The 15,581-nt window shown below is 73.9% G+C and carries 16 protein-coding genes; 7 read left to right on the forward strand and 9 right to left on the reverse strand.

What is annotated here, in order from left to right; translation table 11 throughout:
• The first annotated feature begins 30 nt into the window (after positions 1–30).
• Positions 31–825 (forward strand): hydroxymethylpyrimidine/phosphomethylpyrimidine kinase, encoded by a 795-nt coding sequence (locus IPL61_26085; protein MBK9034694.1) that lies wholly within the window; start codon positions 31–33, stop codon positions 823–825.
• Positions 826–832: 7 nt separating this feature from the next.
• Positions 833–1,765, forward strand: coding sequence for a TIGR01777 family protein (locus IPL61_26090; protein ID MBK9034695.1), 933 nt, complete (start codon positions 833–835; stop codon positions 1,763–1,765).
• A gap of 10 nt (positions 1,766–1,775) precedes the next feature.
• Here the strand turns inward: IPL61_26090 and IPL61_26095 are convergent, their stop codons facing one another.
• Together IPL61_26095 and IPL61_26100 are read right to left on the reverse strand one after the other, a co-directional pair.
• A complete protein-coding gene (locus IPL61_26095) occupies positions 1,776–2,987 on the reverse strand; it encodes a HipA domain-containing protein (protein ID MBK9034696.1) in 1,212 nt (403 codons plus the stop codon).
• Positions 2,984–4,627, reverse strand: coding sequence for a DUF262 domain-containing protein (locus IPL61_26100; GenBank protein MBK9034697.1), 1,644 nt, complete (start codon positions 4,625–4,627; stop codon positions 2,984–2,986). Before IPL61_26100 ends, IPL61_26095 begins: the two co-directional genes overlap by 4 nt.
• A gap of 95 nt (positions 4,628–4,722) precedes the next feature.
• Between IPL61_26100 and IPL61_26105 the strand changes: the two genes are divergently transcribed.
• Positions 4,723–4,950, forward strand: a complete 228-nt coding sequence (locus IPL61_26105; GenBank protein MBK9034698.1) for a hypothetical protein — start codon at positions 4,723–4,725, stop codon at positions 4,948–4,950.
• Positions 4,951–5,014: 64 nt separating this feature from the next.
• On the opposite strand, the gene IPL61_26110 is transcribed toward IPL61_26105, so the two are convergent.
• Positions 5,015–5,800, reverse strand: a complete 786-nt coding sequence (locus tag IPL61_26110; GenBank protein ID MBK9034699.1) for a hypothetical protein — start codon at positions 5,798–5,800, stop codon at positions 5,015–5,017.
• Positions 5,801–6,071: 271 nt separating this feature from the next.
• Here IPL61_26110 and IPL61_26115 point away from each other — a divergent pair, with 271 nt between their 5' ends.
• Together IPL61_26115 and IPL61_26120 are read left to right on the forward strand one after the other, a co-directional pair.
• A complete protein-coding gene (locus tag IPL61_26115) occupies positions 6,072–6,224 on the forward strand; it encodes a hypothetical protein (GenBank protein ID MBK9034700.1) in 153 nt (50 codons plus the stop codon).
• A gap of 148 nt (positions 6,225–6,372) precedes the next feature.
• The gene (locus IPL61_26120) at positions 6,373–7,077 is read left to right on the forward strand and encodes a PilZ domain-containing protein (GenBank protein MBK9034701.1); all 705 of its coding nucleotides are present in this window, start codon (positions 6,373–6,375) and stop codon (positions 7,075–7,077) included.
• Positions 7,078–7,254: 177 nt separating this feature from the next.
• Here IPL61_26120 and IPL61_26125 read toward each other — a convergent pair whose 3' ends face one another.
• The 5 genes from IPL61_26125 to IPL61_26145 form a co-directional block, all read right to left on the reverse strand.
• Positions 7,255–7,707, reverse strand: coding sequence for a GtrA family protein (locus IPL61_26125; GenBank protein MBK9034702.1), 453 nt, complete (start codon positions 7,705–7,707; stop codon positions 7,255–7,257).
• Positions 7,704–9,596 (reverse strand): hypothetical protein, encoded by a 1,893-nt coding sequence (locus tag IPL61_26130; GenBank protein ID MBK9034703.1) that lies wholly within the window; start codon positions 9,594–9,596, stop codon positions 7,704–7,706. Before IPL61_26130 ends, IPL61_26125 begins: the two co-directional genes overlap by 4 nt.
• A 1-nt stretch (position 9,597) precedes the next feature.
• Complete coding sequence (locus IPL61_26135) at positions 9,598–10,371, reverse strand: glycosyltransferase family 2 protein (protein MBK9034704.1); 774 nt, start codon at positions 10,369–10,371, stop codon at positions 9,598–9,600.
• Positions 10,372–10,475: 104 nt separating this feature from the next.
• Positions 10,476–12,023 (reverse strand): TIGR03663 family protein, encoded by a 1,548-nt coding sequence (locus IPL61_26140; protein MBK9034705.1) that lies wholly within the window; start codon positions 12,021–12,023, stop codon positions 10,476–10,478.
• A 62-nt stretch (positions 12,024–12,085) separates the two neighbouring features.
• Positions 12,086–12,877, reverse strand: coding sequence for a hypothetical protein (locus IPL61_26145; GenBank protein ID MBK9034706.1), 792 nt, complete (start codon positions 12,875–12,877; stop codon positions 12,086–12,088).
• Positions 12,878–13,140: 263 nt separating this feature from the next.
• Here IPL61_26145 and IPL61_26150 point away from each other — a divergent pair, with 263 nt between their 5' ends.
• Together IPL61_26150 and IPL61_26155 are read left to right on the forward strand one after the other, a co-directional pair.
• On the forward strand, positions 13,141–14,058 hold the full coding sequence (locus IPL61_26150; GenBank protein MBK9034707.1) for a hypothetical protein: 918 nt from the start codon (positions 13,141–13,143) through the stop codon (positions 14,056–14,058).
• A 134-nt stretch (positions 14,059–14,192) separates the two neighbouring features.
• A complete protein-coding gene (locus IPL61_26155; GenBank protein MBK9034708.1) occupies positions 14,193–15,191 on the forward strand; it encodes a hypothetical protein in 999 nt (332 codons plus the stop codon).
• A 24-nt stretch (positions 15,192–15,215) separates the two neighbouring features.
• Here IPL61_26155 and IPL61_26160 read toward each other — a convergent pair whose 3' ends face one another.
• Complete coding sequence (locus tag IPL61_26160; GenBank protein MBK9034709.1) at positions 15,216–15,578, reverse strand: hypothetical protein; 363 nt, start codon at positions 15,576–15,578, stop codon at positions 15,216–15,218.
• Positions 15,579–15,581: the final 3 nt, after the last annotated feature.

The raw sequence follows: 15,581 nt of genomic DNA on the forward strand, positions 1-15,581 counted from the left end.
AGGCGCGCGCGCCCAGGCGAGGGTCCCTCGATGAACCGACCACCTGAGGCGCCCAACGTCCTGGTGATCGCGGGCCTCGACCCGTCGGGCGGGGCCGGGCTGATCGCCGACGTGCGGGTGTGCGAGCTGCACGGGTGCCGACCGGTGGCGGTGGCGACCGCGCTGACCGAGCAGACCACGCTGGGGCTGCGCGCGGTCAACCCGGTCGATCCGGCGATGGTGCGCGAGCAGCTGATCGCGCTCCTGTCCGACGTCGAGCTGGCGGCGGTGAAGATCGGGATGCTCGGCTCGGTGGCGATGGCCGAGGCGGTGGCCGAGGCGCTGGCGCTGACGGCGGCGCCGGTCGTGTGGGATCCGGTGGCGCGCGCGTCCCAGGGCGCGACGGCGCTGACCGACGACGAGCTCGGCGGCGCGGCCGGCGTGCTCGGGCCCGGCTGCGCGCTGGTGACGCCCAACGCCGACGAGGCCCGGGCGATCACCGGGCTGGGGCCGATCAGCTCGATCGCCGACGCGATCGGCGTCGCCAGCGTGCTGCGCGATCAGCGCGACGTCGAGGCGGTGCTGATCAAGGGCGGCCACTGGGGCGGCGACGACGACGAGGTGATCGACGTGCTCGTGGCCCCAGCGGGCGTCGTCGAGCTGCGCGGCCCGCGCGTGGCCGGCGGGTCGGTGCACGGCACCGGCTGCGCGCTGGCGACCGCGATCGCCTGCGGCCTGGCGCGGGGCGCGACGCTGGCGACCGCGTGCGCCGACGCCAAGGCGTTCGTGGCCGCGCGGATCGCCGCGCCCGCCCGCCCGGGGCGAGGCCGCGCGGCGGTGCTATGAACCGGGGATGAAGCGCATCGTCGTGTCCGGAGCCACGGGGCTGCTCGGTCGACCGCTGGTCGCGGCGCTCGTGGCCCGCGGCGACGAGGTGACCGTCTGGTGCCGCGACGCCGCCCGGGCCCGGGCCGCGCTCGGCGACGGCGTGACCGCCGTGGTCGCCGACCTCGAGACCGCGGGGCCGTGGCTCGACGCCGCCGCCGGCGCCGACGCGATCGTCCACCTCGCCGGCGAGCCGATCGCGGGCGGCCGCTGGGACGCGCGCCGCAAGCAGGCCATCCGCGACTCGCGGGTCGAGTCGACCCGGATGATCGTCGAGGGCCTGGCGCGCCTGCCAGCCGAGCGCCGCCCGGGCGCGCTCATCACCGCGTCGGGCGCTGACTACTACCCGTTCGCCGATCGCTCGCTCGACGACGACGACGAGATCACCGAGGCCGACGGCGCCGGCAGCTCGTTCCTGGCGCGGGTGTGCAAGGCGTGGGAGGCCGAGGCCGCCGCCGCCGAGCCGTTGGGCGTGCGGGTCGTGCGCATGCGCACCGGCGTGGTCATCGGTCCCGGCGGCGCGCTCGCCAAGATGACGACGCCGTTCAAGCTGTTCGCGGGCGGCCGGATCGGCTCGGGCGAGCAGTGGTTCGCGTGGATCCACCAGGACGACGCCGTCGCCGGCTACCTGGCGGCGATCGACGACGCGCGCTACCGCGGGCCGATCAACCTGGTCGCCCCCGACACCGTGCGCAACCGCGACCTGGCCCGGGCGCTGGGCCAGGCCATGCACCGGCCGTCGTGGCTGCCGGTGCCGGCCTTCGCGCTCAAGGCCGCCGTCGGCGAGCTGGCCGAGTACCTGCTCGAGGGCCGCCGGGTCGTGCCGGCCGCGCTGACCCGCCTCGGCTTTCGGTTCGCGCACCCGACCCTGGCAGGGGCGCTGGGCGCCGCGCTGCAATAGCGGCGGGCGGTCAGATCACGAGCGCGTGCGGTCGCAGCAGCGGCACACGTTGCCAATGTCGGCGCAACGCCGCTCGATACGACTCGGTCACGTTGGGGTGGTCACGCACCTCGCGCCAGGCGTCCGCCACGGTCGCGATCGTCGCCGCGACGATCGCCTCGGTCTCGGCCTCGTCCGCCTGGACGCGTCCAGCCATCACGCGAAAGTGCCGCAGGTCGATCTCGGCGAACTCCTTGGTCCCGTCGACCTTCAACGCCATCGCACGCGCGAACTCTGGCCATTGCGCCGTGAAGACCTGATCGTAGAACGGGCTCAACACGGCGTCGATGCCGTTGGGATAGACCACCGACCAGTTCTTCATGTGCGCGTCGTCGTTGCCGGACGCGACCATGAACGCGAGCCGCCGCACCACCTCCCGGTAGGTTCCGTCGCCGGCGATGTTGGTCGCGAGCAACGTGAGCTTGTCGTAGGTCATGTCATCGTACTTCGTGACCGGCCGCCGCCCCACGATCTGCTGGAAGTCCTCCTGATGGATGCGCCGATCCGGGGACCGATCGTAGCGCTCGATCAGGAACGCCCGCGCGTCAGGCCCACCTTGGTACGGGAGGTCGACGAGCTCGACCAACGGCCGCAGCTCAGTCGCAGGCACATCGAAGCCCGCGCGACGCGCCCACTCCATCGTCGTCCACTCGTTGGCGGCGAGGTCGGGGTACTTGTCGTACGAGATCTTGGCGATCCAGCCGCCGCGCTGATCGTGGCCCGGCATGTAGAACCGGTCCGCGCCACGCACCATCGAGAACTTGAGCTGGACGCCGGCGAGCGAGAACCGCAGACCGCCGCTGTCCGGTGGCGGTGGCGCGGGCGCGAGCCGCGGAGGTGCGGAACCAACCTCCCGTTCGACCACGATCGCCCCCGGCAGGTCACCCCCGACTGCGCACAGGAGGCCGAAGTCGTCATCGTAGGCGACGTTCAGCCGCTCCATGAGCGTCAGCTTCAAGTCGCCTTCGGGAATGAGGTTGGCGAAGAACGGTGGCAGGTCGCCTGGGCGCTCGCCTGATTGGGTTGCCCGCCGCCGATCTTCGAACCACTGGCCGAGCACCGGGCGTCGCGCCATGCCGAGGTAGTCCGGATCGATCCGGAACTCGATCCGCGCATCACCGCCCTCGACCAAGCGCCCCACGCGCAGCTCACCAAGCCGCACGATCGCCTCGCGACCACTCACGGCTCATCTCCGAGACGAAGCAAGTACTCGATCGAGGGGCGATCGCTCCGGCCCCACTCGGCGAGCCGGTCGGCGTGCGTGTCCACCGCTTTCTCGATCACCGCCTTGCGCAGCGCGACGAACCGCTCCGCATCGCCATCGACCAGCGCGCGCGCAGCGTCGCCGTCGATCAGGTGCGAATGGAAGAACGGGAGTGCGTCGCCGTCGGCCTCCAGCAGCCCAACCAGCGCGGCCCGCGCCGAGCCCGGCCCGGGCAGGAGCAACCGGTTGGCCGGGGAACTAAGCGCCCCACCGGAGCCGGGGAAGATCTGCCGGAAGGCGTCGCGGTCGAAGTCGCGGACGGCCCCGGCCACGTCGAGCATCGTCGTCGCGCCATCGGCGGCAGGGGCGAGGCGTGGCTGCTGCGCTGCGAGTCCCAGAAACACCAGCCGCGTCGCCGCCGCACGGGCATCGAAGCGATCTGGCATCCCGAACCCAGCGCGCTGCACGCTGTCGACCAAGGCCAGCAAGGCCTGGGCGCTGCCCTCTTCGTCGTCATCGATGGCCGCGACGCCACGGCGGCGCAGGGTGCGATCATCCAGCGTCGGGGCCAGGAACGTGCGCCAGGTCCAGCGCACCAGCAAGGTTTCGGTTCGCGGGCTCGGCTCGCGATGCTTCGCGAAGAATCGCGTCAACACCACGATCGGCGCGGAGTATGGCAAGAGCCGCAGGTGCGGGATCTCGGCGTGGGTGCGCAAGAACCCCAGGACGGTCCGCAGGATCGGCGCGGCTTCGACCGTGATGCCCGCGAACGCATCCGGATGCTCATGGGCCAGTTCGCTGAAGCGGCGCGTGACGTCGAAGCCGCGCAGCGCCACGAGGCTGGGGAGCACCTGCGACTCTTCGTCGGGACTGCCCATTCCGAGCCGCTCGAGATCCTGCGCGAGCTCCTGCAGCGTCGATGGCACACCGGCCGTGTGTCCGAACAGCGCGTTGAAGACGTCCTCACGCTCGAGCTGCTTGCCGGAGGTGTTGACCCGGTCGAAGATCAACCGCGCCACCTGCTCATCAGGGGTTTCGATGATGTAGATCGGGACCTTGTAGTCGCGCAGGCGCTTCCCGGCCTCGAACACGATCGCCCTGAGCTCGGCGTCCTTGCCGTGGGCCCAGGCCGTAAACACCCACTCGCTCAGGTCGCTGGCGCTCAGCAGCCGCGGCACCGGGACCCACGTCGAGGGGATCTGACCGTCGGCCCGCGGTCCCGAGAAGACCTCGGTAGCCGGGTCGAAGAAGATCGCGTACGGATCGGTCGACACCGGCTTGGAGGACGGTGCGTCCTGCCGCCCCAGTCCGGCCGCGAGCGACGTCAGCCGCTGCTGGCCGTCCACGACCCACAGCGCGTGGGTCGTCTCTTCGCCAAAGAGCTGGAGCGGACCGAGCTGAAACGGTCCCGCCGCCGCCGCCGCTCGTCGCAGCAGCAAGGATCCGATCGGATAGCCGCGGTAGATGCTATCGAACAGCGCGACCACATCCGCCACGTCCCAGTTGAGGGGGCGCTGAAACACCGGGATGCGGACCTCGCCGCGCAGGACCATCGCGACCAGGTCCTCGACAGACTCGGCCCGGGCGTCGGGTCGGCGCAACAACTCACGCGCGGGCATGGCCGGGCAAGCGTATCGCACCCCTCACCTGCTGTCGTGCCGGGGCGCTGGGCGCCGCGCTGCAATAGCGGCGGGCCATCGCGCGTCTCCCTGGCATGGCCGCGCCGACCGAGCTCGCTCCGCTGCGGGTCCCCTGCCCGCTGTGCCGTCAGCCGATCCATCCGATCGCCGGGCGGTGCCGGCACTGCAAGGTCGACCTGACCCGGTACGTCGGCCCGCCCGCGGCGCCGCCGCCGACCACCCGGCGCCCGCGCCTGGCGCTGGTCGCGGCGCTGCTGGTCACGATCGCGATCGCGATCGCGATGCCCCTGGCCGGGGCGTGAGCGCCCGCGGCCCCGCCGATCGTGCGTGACCATCGATCGACGGTCGCCACGACCGTGGCCGCCGTCACCGCGGGGTGAACTTGCCGCGGGCCGGCAACAGGAACTTCATCAGCGCGACCTCGGCGGCGGTGCCGCGCTTGGTGTACGTGCGATCGTCGACGACGAAGTAGCTGCGGCCGTCCTCGACGATCTCGGCCGCGGTCGCGACGACGGCGATCGCGCCCGCGTCGACGCCGGCCTCGGCCACCAGCGCGGTGAGCCGCGCGAGCTTGTCGGCGACGGTCACCGGCGCGAACTGCGGGCCGACCTTCGCGGTCAGATCGATCGCCGGCGAGCCGCCGTAGACGTGGTTGGGCGCCATGTCGCGCGTGACGACGCTGCCGACCATCGCCATCGCGCGATCGCCCGCGGTGATCGGTGACACGATGCAGTGCCCGACGAACCACACGTCCTTGCCGATCGACATCGGCTTCTCGCCGAGGAAGCGGCAGCCCTCGAGCGTGTCGCCGTACTTGATGTGGCTCCACAGCTGCGAGTGCGCGCCGACGCCGCAGTTGTCGCCGATGGTCATGCCGCCGATCGCGTCGATGATGCAGTACTGGCCGATCCACGCGTTGTGGCCGATGCGGCACGGGCGCGCGCCGTGGACGTTGGTGTGGTGGTGGATCTTGCCGTAGTCGCCCAGCGCGAAGTCGTCGCAGCGGATCTGCACGCTGTCGCCGACGTAGCAGTGATCACCGAGGGCGATCCGGCGCGCGCGGCCGCCGTCCGCGCCGCACAGGATCGCGCCGGGGTGGATCACGGTGCCGGTGCCGAGCTGGACCTCGTCGGCGTCGATGCGAGCTTGCACGGCTTGCAGCGTCGCGCAGGTCCTGCGTCGGTCGCAAGTACGGACGCCCGGTGTCGACGGTGGTCCGGGCGGTTGCGCGACGTGAGCGTGCCCGCGCACACCCCTCGCGGAACGGGAGACGAATGCGGTTGCGACCGCTCCTCCGCGGGAGCCACGATGAAGTTGGGAGAGTCCGCGGTACCACCGAAAAAAACACGCTACTCGGGAGGTCGTCATGGTGACTCACGCTCCGACCAGCTCCGCGCGCCGCATCGTCGCATCGAGCACGCGCATGCGCCCACGCCACATCTGCCGCGCGTGCGGCGGCCGCTTCGTCGCACGCCCGGGCGAACACCTCGCGGCGGTGTTCTGCGCAGCGTGCCTCGATCAGGCCGACGATCCGGTCACCGCCGAGCACGCCTGGGATCTCGGCGGCGGTGATTGAAGGATTTTTCCGTCGCGACTGGACGGTCGACGTAGATCGAGGCGTGGCGGCGTCAGGTTGGGTCCTTTTCGGATGATCTCCGTCGATGACCTCCCTAGACTGGATCACGGGAGGCACTTCGACCATGGGAGACGAGCGCAGGCGTCACATGCGCGCCGACACCGAGCTCGGCGCGAGGATCCACGCGGTCGGGGCCACGGTGCGCGGTCGCAGCATCGACCTGTCGCTCGGGGGCGTGAAGGTGCGGCGTGTCGATGACGCCGTGCCGTGCCCGGCGGTGGGCTCAGCGGCGCTGATCGAGCTGGAGCTGGGCCCGGGCGGATGGATCGCCCAGGACGGACGCGTCATCCGCTGCGACTTCAACGACCTCGTGCTGCAGTTCGATCCGCTGGCCGACGAGGTCGCGCAGCTGATCGGCGCGGAGGTCCACACCGCGATGGCCGCGCGCAGCCGACCGCGGCTGCTGGTGGTCGATCCGTCGCCGGATCGCCGTCACCACATCGCCGAGCGCCTGCGCGCGGCCGGCTGCGATCCCTACGAGGCGGCGACGCCGCTCGAGGCGATCGACCTGATCGAGCGCCCGTCGAACCACATCACCGGCGTGGCTGTCGCGGAGCACCTGACCCAGACCGACGGCGACGAGCTGTGCGACTTCGTCGCCGAGACCAACCCGGGCATCAAGCTGGCGCTGATCGCCGACGCGCTGATCGGCGAGCCCACCGATCGCCGGAGCCGCCGCACCGACCAGCTCCCCGCGGTCGACGCCACCAGCGACGACTCGCTCGATCGATCGCTGCGCGGCTTCGTCGACGCGGTGCACACGCCGCCGCCGCGCGTGCCGCCGCGCCGGTGAGTCAGCGCGCGCCCGCCGCGGTCCACACGTCGCCGCGCCGGTGAGTCAGCGCGCGCCCGCCGCGGTCCACACGTCGCCGCGCCGGTGAGTCAGCGCGCGCCCGCCGCGGTCCACACGTCGCCGCGCCGGTGAGTCAGCGCGCGCCCGCCGCGGTCCACACGTCGCCGCGCCGGTGAGTCAGCGCGCGCCCGCCGCGGCCGGCGCCGACGTGGGCGTTGGCGCCGCGGCGAACACGACCCGCGCCGACAGCGGGTAGGTCCACGCCAGCATCGTGACGACCACGGCGATCGCCTTGCCGACGAGCAGCGGCAGGCCGGCCGCGCCGAGCGCCGCGACCGCGAGGCCGCTGACGACCGCGCCGCCGCCCACGACGATCACGCCGTAGCGGAGCGCCTGCCCGACCCACGCGCGGTCGCGCGCGGCGAACACCCAGGCGCGCGTGATCGCGAAGTTGACCGCGCCGCCGACCAGGCACCCCAGCGCCGCCGCCACGCCCGCGACCAGGCCCGCGCCGTGGACCAGCGCCAGGAGCACCGCGGTGTCGACGCAGGTCGCGACGCCGCTGGCGACCAGCTGGCGGAGCGGGCCCGGCAGCCGCGCCCACGCCCGGCGGAGCGGCGCGCCGCTCACGACCGCCTCGCGGTGACGCGCCGGGCGAGCCACGGCGGCGGGCTGCGCACGTCGAAGATCTCGACCTCGCCGACGGTGAGGATCGCCGGGTAGCGCGCGCGGAACCACGCGCGGTCGGCGCCGAAGTCGCGGACCTCGCCGGGGCCGACGTAGACGTGGGTGACGCCGAGGTGCTCGATCAACCGCGCGGCGCCGGGCGCGCCCTGGAAGATCGCGCGCTCGTCGCGCTCGAGCGCGCGCGTGTCGTGCCCGTGGGTCCACTGCCAGCCGCGATAGCCCATGACGATCGCGCGCCCGGCCAGCATCGGCACGACGTGGTTGTGCTGATCGGCGGTGAGCACGCGCGCGCGGGCGGGCACGACCGCGCGGATCTGCCGGGCCAGCGCGAGGTCCGCGGTCGACGCGAGCTGATCGTGCTGATCGAGCTCGCGCGCCAGGGTCAGCGCGCCGGCGCCGGTCGCGGCGATCAGCACGACGCCGACCGCGCCGCGGGCCAGCGCGCCGCGCTCGAGCAGCGCCGCGAGCGCGCCGGCGGTCAGCACCGCGCCGAACATGAACGCGTAGGCCAGCAGCTTGATGTTGTCCCAGGCGTTGGGCTGGAACTGATACAGGTTCGCGGTGACGAACAGCCCGAGCGCGCCGAGCCCGAGCACCCGCGCGTAGCTGCCGCGGCCGCGCCGCCAGGTCACCAGCGCGGTCACCGGCGCCAGCAGCGCCAGCGCGCCGAGGCTGCGCAGCCAGAACCAGCCGAACCCAGCCGCGCCGCGCGGCGCCAGCCAGCCGAGCCGCCAGCCGCCGAAGGACGCGTGCCACCCGCCGCCGAGCTGCCACGCGAGCTGGGGCGCGGCGAGCGCGCCCGCCACCGCGAGCGCCAGCCACCACGGCCGCGCCGCGCGCCCCATCCGCGCGGTGCGGACGGCCACCGTCAGCGCCAGCAGGCCCATCAGCACGATGAACGAGTGCACGTGCACCAGCGGCAGCGCGCCGATCAGGACCGCGGCCACCAGCGGCGCCCGCGGCTGCTCGTCCTCGGCGCCGGCCCGCAGCGCCCACACCGCGGCCCACGCCGCCGGCAGCGCCGCCAGGAGCGCTCGCTGCGGCAGCAGCAGATCGGCGACGAAGTTCGACCACACCAGCCCGCGCGCGGGATCGTTGGCGTAGCTGGGCAGGCGCGCGAGCTCGGCCGGCGCGCCGTGCGCGCGCAGATCCGCGACCGCGTACCACAGCCCGACCGCCGAGCCCGACAGCACGATCAGCCACACCGCGATCGTCGCCGCGGCCCGGCGCCGGAACAGCCGCACCGCGACCGCCTGGATCAGCGCGAACCCGGTCATCGCCGTCGCCCAGCCGGTCAGCGCGAACGCGGTCGACAGCGACCAGCCGCCGCGCACCAGGCACGCCACCAGGAAGTCGCCGAGGAACGGGTAGGTCAACGGCGCGCCCGCGGTGATCGGCGAGCGCAGATCGACCGGGCCGCTGGCGAAGTGGTTGGCGAGCGTCGCGTGCAGCGCCAGGTCGCCCCAGGTCGAGCCGCCCGAGTACAGGCCGCCGCCCTCGACGTGGAGCATGTGGCCGTGGAACCCGAGCGCCAGCACCAGCGCCAGCGCCGCCCACGACAGCGCGCTGGTGCCCGGCAGCGCGGGGCCTGGACGTCGCGCGACGCCGCGCCCGAGCGCGAGGCCGAGCCCGGCCAGGGCCGCGGTCGCGAGCGGCAGGCCGAGCGCGAAGCCCAGCGCCCACGACGCCAGGAACCAGCACCACGGCGCCGCGGTCAGCGCCAGCGCCGCCGCCAGGGCCACGGTCTCGAGCGGGGTCAGCGTCCAGCCCAGGCGCCGGACCGCGCCGCGCCCGAACAGCGCCGCGCCGACGATCAACGCCAGCCCGAGCACGTCAGCCGACCCCGGGCTCGCCCGCGGGCAGCCCCAAGGTCGGCCGGCCCCGCCGCAGCCACGACCAGCGGATGCGCATCAGGTCGACCACCATCCGGGCCGCGTCGATGCCGGGCCGGACCTTCGAGCCGTCGACGTGGGTCCACGCGACCGGGATCTCGTCGACGCGGAACCGGCCGCACGCCAGCTCGAGCAGCTCGACGTCGAAGGCGAACCCGGTGAGCGTGAGCTCGCGGAACAGCGCCCGGGCGACCGCGCCGCGGAACAGCTTGAAGCCGCACTGCGTGTCGCGGATCGAGGCGACCGCGCGGAAGCCGAGCGCGCGCACGACCCAGTGGAAGCCGCGGCCCTGGATCCGCCGCAGGAGCGGCTGCGTGCGCGCGACGTCGCCCGGCGCCGCGCGCGAGCCGATCGCCACGTCGGCGCCGTCGCGCAGCCCCCGCTCGAGCCGCACGACCTCGCCGATCGGCGTCGACAGATCGGCGTCGCTGAACAGCACCAGCGCGCCGCGGCTGGCCAGCACGCCGGCCCGCACCGCCGCGCCCTTGCCGGCGTTGGCCGACAGGCGCACCAGGCGCACGCTGGCGCAGCCCGCGGCCACCTCCTCGACCACCGCCGCCGTGCGATCGCGCGAGCCGTCATCGACGACGATGATCTCGAACCGGGCCCAGCGGGCGGTGGCGTAGGCGACCACCCGCGCCAGCGTCGGCGCGATCCGGGCGGCCTCGTTGTACGCGGGGATGACGATCGACATGGTCGGGGTCGAGGTGCTCATGCTCACCCTCGATTGCAACCACCACGCCGAGTCCGGATCCCGGACGATCGCGCACTTGCCGGCGGAGGTGCCGACCGCGGCCTGCAGTCCGCGGGCGCGCACCGTCAGCGCCCCGCCAGCGCGGTCGGGACCGGCGCGCGCTCGATCGACGCGAACTCGCCGCGCGCGATCCGGGCCGCGAGCGCCTGGCCGAAGCGGTCCCGGCGGAAGTAGATGAACGCCGGCTGGGCGGAGTCGCGCAGCTGCGCCGGCCGCCGCAGGTAGGCGTGGCGCAGGCGCGCCTCGACCTGCGCGGACCGATCGACCGCGACGATCAGCACGTCCTCGTCCCCGGTCGCCGCCCACCGGGTCCGCGGGTAGCGCGTCAGCGACCACGCCAGCGGCCACTGCGCGTCGTGCTCGACCGCGACGGTGATGCGGCGCGCGCCGAGCCGCGCCGCGCCGGCCTCGATCAGGGGGAACCAGCGGTTGTAGTCGGCGTCGGTGTGGACGTACGCCAGCGCCTCGCGCTTGTCCGCCGGCCGGACGAACGACGCGCGCGCGGTGATCGCCAGCGCCGGCACCAGCGCCACCGCCACCGCGGCGACCGTCCCGAGCCGCGCCGACACCTCGGCCGCCAGCACGCGCCCGAGCACGACCGCGCCGTGGCCGGCCGGGAGCGCCAGGAGCGCCAGCCAGCTCATCGGCAGCCACGGCATCTTGTAGGCGATGGCCGAGTACGCGGCCAGCATGCCGAACCCGACCAGACCGGGCCCGCGGATCGCGCGCTCGCGGAAGCCCGCGACCAGGCCGACCGCGGCCAGCAGGTACAGCACCAGCTCGTAGCGGACGCCGAGGTGCAGGTAGTAGCAGGCGTCCTTGACGTGCCCGCCGTGGCTGGTGCCGGTGTCGCGCCAGACGAAGTACGCGCGGACCGAGCGCTGGAGCTGCGCGGTCAGCGTGCCCGGCGCCTGGAAGAACCCGGTGAAGAGCGCGACGTGGATCGCCAGCATCACCGCGACGCACGCCAGCGCGATCGCCGGCACCCGCCACGACCACCGCGGGCGGTGCCCGAGCACCATCAGCCGCCGCGCGCGGATCGACTCGACGACGACCTCACCCACGAGCCACGGGCCGGCCACCGCCAGGAACAACACCGTGGTCTCCTTGGTCGCGACCATCAGCGCGACGACGGCCGCGCCCAGCAGCAGCCAGCGGCCGCGGGTGCTGGCTGCCCACCGCAGGGTGCAGGCTGCAGCCAGCAGCCCGAGCCCGGCCAGCAGGGTCTCGTGGATGGCGTAGCGGGCGTAGTAGACCAGGGTCGGCGAGGTCGCGAGCAGCGCGCACGCGGCCAGCGCCCGGGCCGCGCCGAGCTGGCGGCGCACCACGAGCGGCACGAAGCACAGCGCGACGCCGAGCAGCGCGCCGGGGAGCCGCAGCTGCCACAGCCCGAAACCGAAGACCTTCCGCGCCCCTGCGAGCAGGTAGAAGTACGACGGCCCGTGGTAGTTGCCGGGGTCGTAGGCGTAGAAGCCCTTCTTGAGCATCCCCTCGACGAACCAGCCGTTGACGCCCTCGTCGTGGTGCGGCGGCCGCAGCTCGAGGTCCCACAGCCGGAGGAAGGCGGCGACGCCGAGGATCACAACGCACAGAAGCCAGGCGCGGCGAGTCATCGCCTCCTGGCTTCAGCACGAAGCGTGCCGGGCGAGCGTCGCCCGGGCACGTGGGCCTGACCTCAGACCGGCGACCCCGAGGGCGACGGGCTCGCGCTCGGCGACGGCGCGGGCGTGGCGCTCGCGGTCGGCGACGGCGCCGGCGTCGACACCGGCGTCGCGGTCGGCACCGGCGTCGCGCTCGCGGTCGGCGACGGCAGCGGCGTCGCGCTGGCGGTCGCGGTCGCCGTCGGCGTCGGCGTCGGCGGGCACGCGGTGCAGGTGCCGGTGCAGAGCGCGGTCACGCCGCCGGTCAGGCTGTACGTCCAGCAGCGGTTGTTGTAGGCGCAGGCCAGGATGCTGGTGATGACCACCAGGCCGCAGACCGTGATGCCGACGATGGCGACGATCGCCGCCGGGCCCAGCACGATCTGGATCGCGTGGTGGTTGTTCCCACCGGTGTGGGTGTAGCGGTACTCGATCCCGTCGGCGCCCTCGATCAGGAACTCGACGCCAGTGTCGGTCCGCGTGGTGTCGGAGATCCGGAGCCGGTTGCCGTCGACCTCGAGCCAGTCACCGGTCTCGTCGTGGACCGGCGTCGGCATCATCGCGGCGTCGAGCGTCGCGGGGTACTCGATGTCCTGCATGTGCACGACCCCGCTGGCGTCGGTGATGACCATCTGCCCGTGGAACAGATCGTCGCCTTCGACGCGCTGGGCGTTGACGACGGCGTGGTAGCCGCTGGCGTCGAACTCGATGCGCGCCTCCTCGATCACCTTGGGCGCGCCCTCGGTCACGTCGTCGACCGGATCTTGGGGGCTGGTGCAGCCCGCGGTGGCGACGCTGAGCGACAGCGCGACGGCCAGCGCACGCATGGCGAGCCCGATTCGCGAAGACTTCTTGGACTTGGTTTGGTTGAGCATGCACCGCGCTTCTGCACGGTCGATGCCACGAGCGATGCGCGCGCGCGCGTCACCGCGACGCGCCCAGGCGCCGCGGCCACCGGGCGCTGCGGTACGCAGCCCGCAAGCCGCAGGCTGGCAGTCGCGGCGCACGCGCGCGTCGACGCGCGGACGCATCGACACGCGGACCGGATCGCTGCACGGGGGTGGCACGGCCCTTGATATCGAGGTCGGTCATGACCAAAGCCATCATCCCACTCGTCGTCGTCCTCGCGCTCGTCGGCTGCCTCGAGCGCACGACCGCACCGCCGGGCGAGATCGCGCCGCGCGATCAACAAGCGCAGCCAAACCTCGACACCTTCATCTACGTCGACGAGGTCGGCACGGCCAACCAGGCCGGCTGCGACGTCGTCGGCGGGAGCTGCGGCGCCGGCGGCCAATGCTGCGACGTCCACGACGACTGCATCGATCGCGAGTGCTCGGAGGGACACAAGGCGGTCGGCGGCTGCACGCCGGCACAGATCGCTGCCGGTGAGTGCACCGCGGCGTGCAGGCAGTGCCACACCGACGTGTCCTGGTGCTCGCTGCGCTGCCGGACGCTCGGCGGCGCCGACTGCGGGCCCAGCGCGTGCTGCGGCGACCCGGCCGATCCCAACGACGACACCTGCGGTGAGGAGCAGGCCTGCTACGACCGGACCAAGAACCCGCCCGAGCTGATCACCGATCCATGCGAGTGCGAGCGCCGCGGCATCGACCTCACGCCGTCGCCGGGTCGGCCCGAGGGCCACTGCTGCGACGCCACCGGCTGGGGCTGCTGCGCCGCCGAGGGCGAGACGCCCGGCCCCGGCGGCGGCGCGTGCTGCGCGGGGCTGCAGCTCGGCGCGGAGGGCTGCGAGCCGATCCCGCCGCCGCCGACCCCGTCCCCGTCCCCGACGGTGACCCCGACCCCGCCGCCGCCGTCCCCGTCCCCGACCGCGACCCCGTCCCCGACCCCGTCCCCGACCGCGACCCCGGCCCCGACCGCGACCCCGACCGCGACCCCGACCGCGACCCCGTCCCCGACCGCGACCCCGTCCCCGACCGCGACCCCGTCCCCGATCCCGTCCCCGTCGCCGCTGTCGTCGCCGTCCCCGTCGCTCGTGCGGCCGTCCTGACCGCGCACGGCGTCGCTGCGAGCGGGCGCCCGCGATCTGCGGGCGCGCGCCGGCACCGCGGCGGCACCACGCCCGCGCGCGCGCGCCGGCCGACCACCGCGGCCGCGGCACGGGCGCTGCAGTCTCGAGTCGCCATGCGCCGACTCATCCCCGTCCTCATCGCGATCCTGGGTGCCTGCTACGCCGAAGGGCCCGCCGTCGATCAGTCGCTCGACCCGCTGACCAAGCAGGAGTGCAACGACCTGGGCGATCCCTACGCGGGCTGCCCGGCGTTCACGCCGACCGCCGCGGCCTGCGCCGGCCCGTCGGCGGGCAAGAAGTGGAATGCGAACTGGACCAACGGCAAGCCGATCTGTCTGGGCTTCGGCAAGGACATCGACGACTGCGACTGCAACCGCCTCGACGTCCCGCCGGCCGACTACGACAAGTGCCTGAACGAGCGCTTCATCAAGTGCGGCGAGGCCGGGCTCTTGCCGGGGCAGGCCCCGATCCCGGCGGGCCAGACCGTCGCCGCCGACATGTGCTTCGTGACCGCCAAGGACAAGGTGAAGTGCGAGTACCTGCCCAAGGACGGCGACGGCGACCCGCGCTGGCCTGACAACCCGGGCGACAAGGACGCGCCGACGACCCGCGAGATGTGCGAGCTCGGGCCGCCGGATGCCGCCTCGGTCAAGGCCTGTCGCAAGAAGGCGTCGTGCGGCGCCAAGGGCAAGAAGGTCGGCTGCACGTGCATGCCGTGCGACGTCTACGCGCTGACCGACGACCTCGGCGCCGGCTCGGGTTCCGGCGGCGGCTCCGGATCGGGCGGCGAGGCGTGCGTCGACGACTGCGAGTTCGAGGTCGCGTCCGACCCGGCGTGCGCGCCCGAGCCGGTGTGCTCGCCGACCCCGACGCCCTCCCCCACCGCCTCGCCGACGCCGTGGCCGTCCGCGACCCCGACGCCCTCCCCCACCGCCTCGCCGACGCCGTGGCCCTCCGCGACCCCGACGCCCTCCCCCACCGCCTCGCCGACGCCGTGGCCCTCCGCGACCCCGACGCCCTCCCCCACCGCCTCGCCGACGCCGTGGCCGTCCGCGACCCCGACGCCCTCCGCCACCGCCTCGCCGACGCCGTGGCCCTCCGCGACCCCGTGATCACGGCGCCAGCTCGAGCGGCGATCACGCGGCGGCGCGGGCGTCGTCGATCGCCGCGATCACGCGCGCGAGGCCGTTGACCACGAACAGGTGCACGGCGCCGTCGGTGGTCGCCAGCCGCAGGCGCGTGCGCAGGCCGCCGTTGAACGGGTGCCAGGTCCGCGGCGCGCGGCCGACCTCGGTCAGCGCGGCGAACGGCACGCTCCAGACCCGGCTGCCGAGCGCCCGATCGACCCGACTGGGCCGGAACCGCAGCCGCCGGTCGGTCAGCTCGAGCTTCCCGCCGGCGCTGCTGTTGGCCGAGCTGTGGTTCGCCAGCCACGTGGCGCTGACGACCTCACCGGCCTCGAGCTCGGCCCCGGGGATCCACCAGTCGGTGAAGCCCACGGG

The organism is Myxococcales bacterium, from assembly GCA_016717005.1.
Lineage (GTDB): Bacteria > Myxococcota_A > Polyangia > Haliangiales > Haliangiaceae > UBA2376.

What these genes read in the sequence shown, in the direction of transcription:
- IPL61_26085 (MBK9034694.1), top strand. Translation starts at nt 31, where the DNA reads ATGAACCGACCACCTGAGGCGCCCAACGTCCTGGTGATCGCGGGCCTC.
- IPL61_26090 (MBK9034695.1), top strand. Translation starts at nt 833, where the DNA reads ATGAAGCGCATCGTCGTGTCCGGAGCCACGGGGCTGCTCGGTCGACCG.
- IPL61_26100 (MBK9034697.1), bottom strand. Translation starts at nt 4,627, where the DNA reads ATGCCCGCGCGTGAGTTGTTGCGCCGACCCGACGCCCGGGCCGAGTCT.
- IPL61_26105 (MBK9034698.1), top strand. Translation starts at nt 4,723, where the DNA reads ATGGCCGCGCCGACCGAGCTCGCTCCGCTGCGGGTCCCCTGCCCGCTG.
- IPL61_26115 (MBK9034700.1), top strand. Translation starts at nt 6,072, where the DNA reads ATGCGCCCACGCCACATCTGCCGCGCGTGCGGCGGCCGCTTCGTCGCA.
- IPL61_26120 (MBK9034701.1), top strand. Translation starts at nt 6,373, where the DNA reads ATGCGCGCCGACACCGAGCTCGGCGCGAGGATCCACGCGGTCGGGGCC.
- IPL61_26135 (MBK9034704.1), bottom strand. Translation starts at nt 10,371, where the DNA reads ATGAGCACCTCGACCCCGACCATGTCGATCGTCATCCCCGCGTACAAC.
- IPL61_26140 (MBK9034705.1), bottom strand. Translation starts at nt 12,023, where the DNA reads ATGACTCGCCGCGCCTGGCTTCTGTGCGTTGTGATCCTCGGCGTCGCC.
- IPL61_26145 (MBK9034706.1), bottom strand. Translation starts at nt 12,877, where the DNA reads ATGCGTGCGCTGGCCGTCGCGCTGTCGCTCAGCGTCGCCACCGCGGGC.
- IPL61_26150 (MBK9034707.1), top strand. Translation starts at nt 13,141, where the DNA reads ATGACCAAAGCCATCATCCCACTCGTCGTCGTCCTCGCGCTCGTCGGC.
- IPL61_26155 (MBK9034708.1), top strand. Translation starts at nt 14,193, where the DNA reads ATGCGCCGACTCATCCCCGTCCTCATCGCGATCCTGGGTGCCTGCTAC.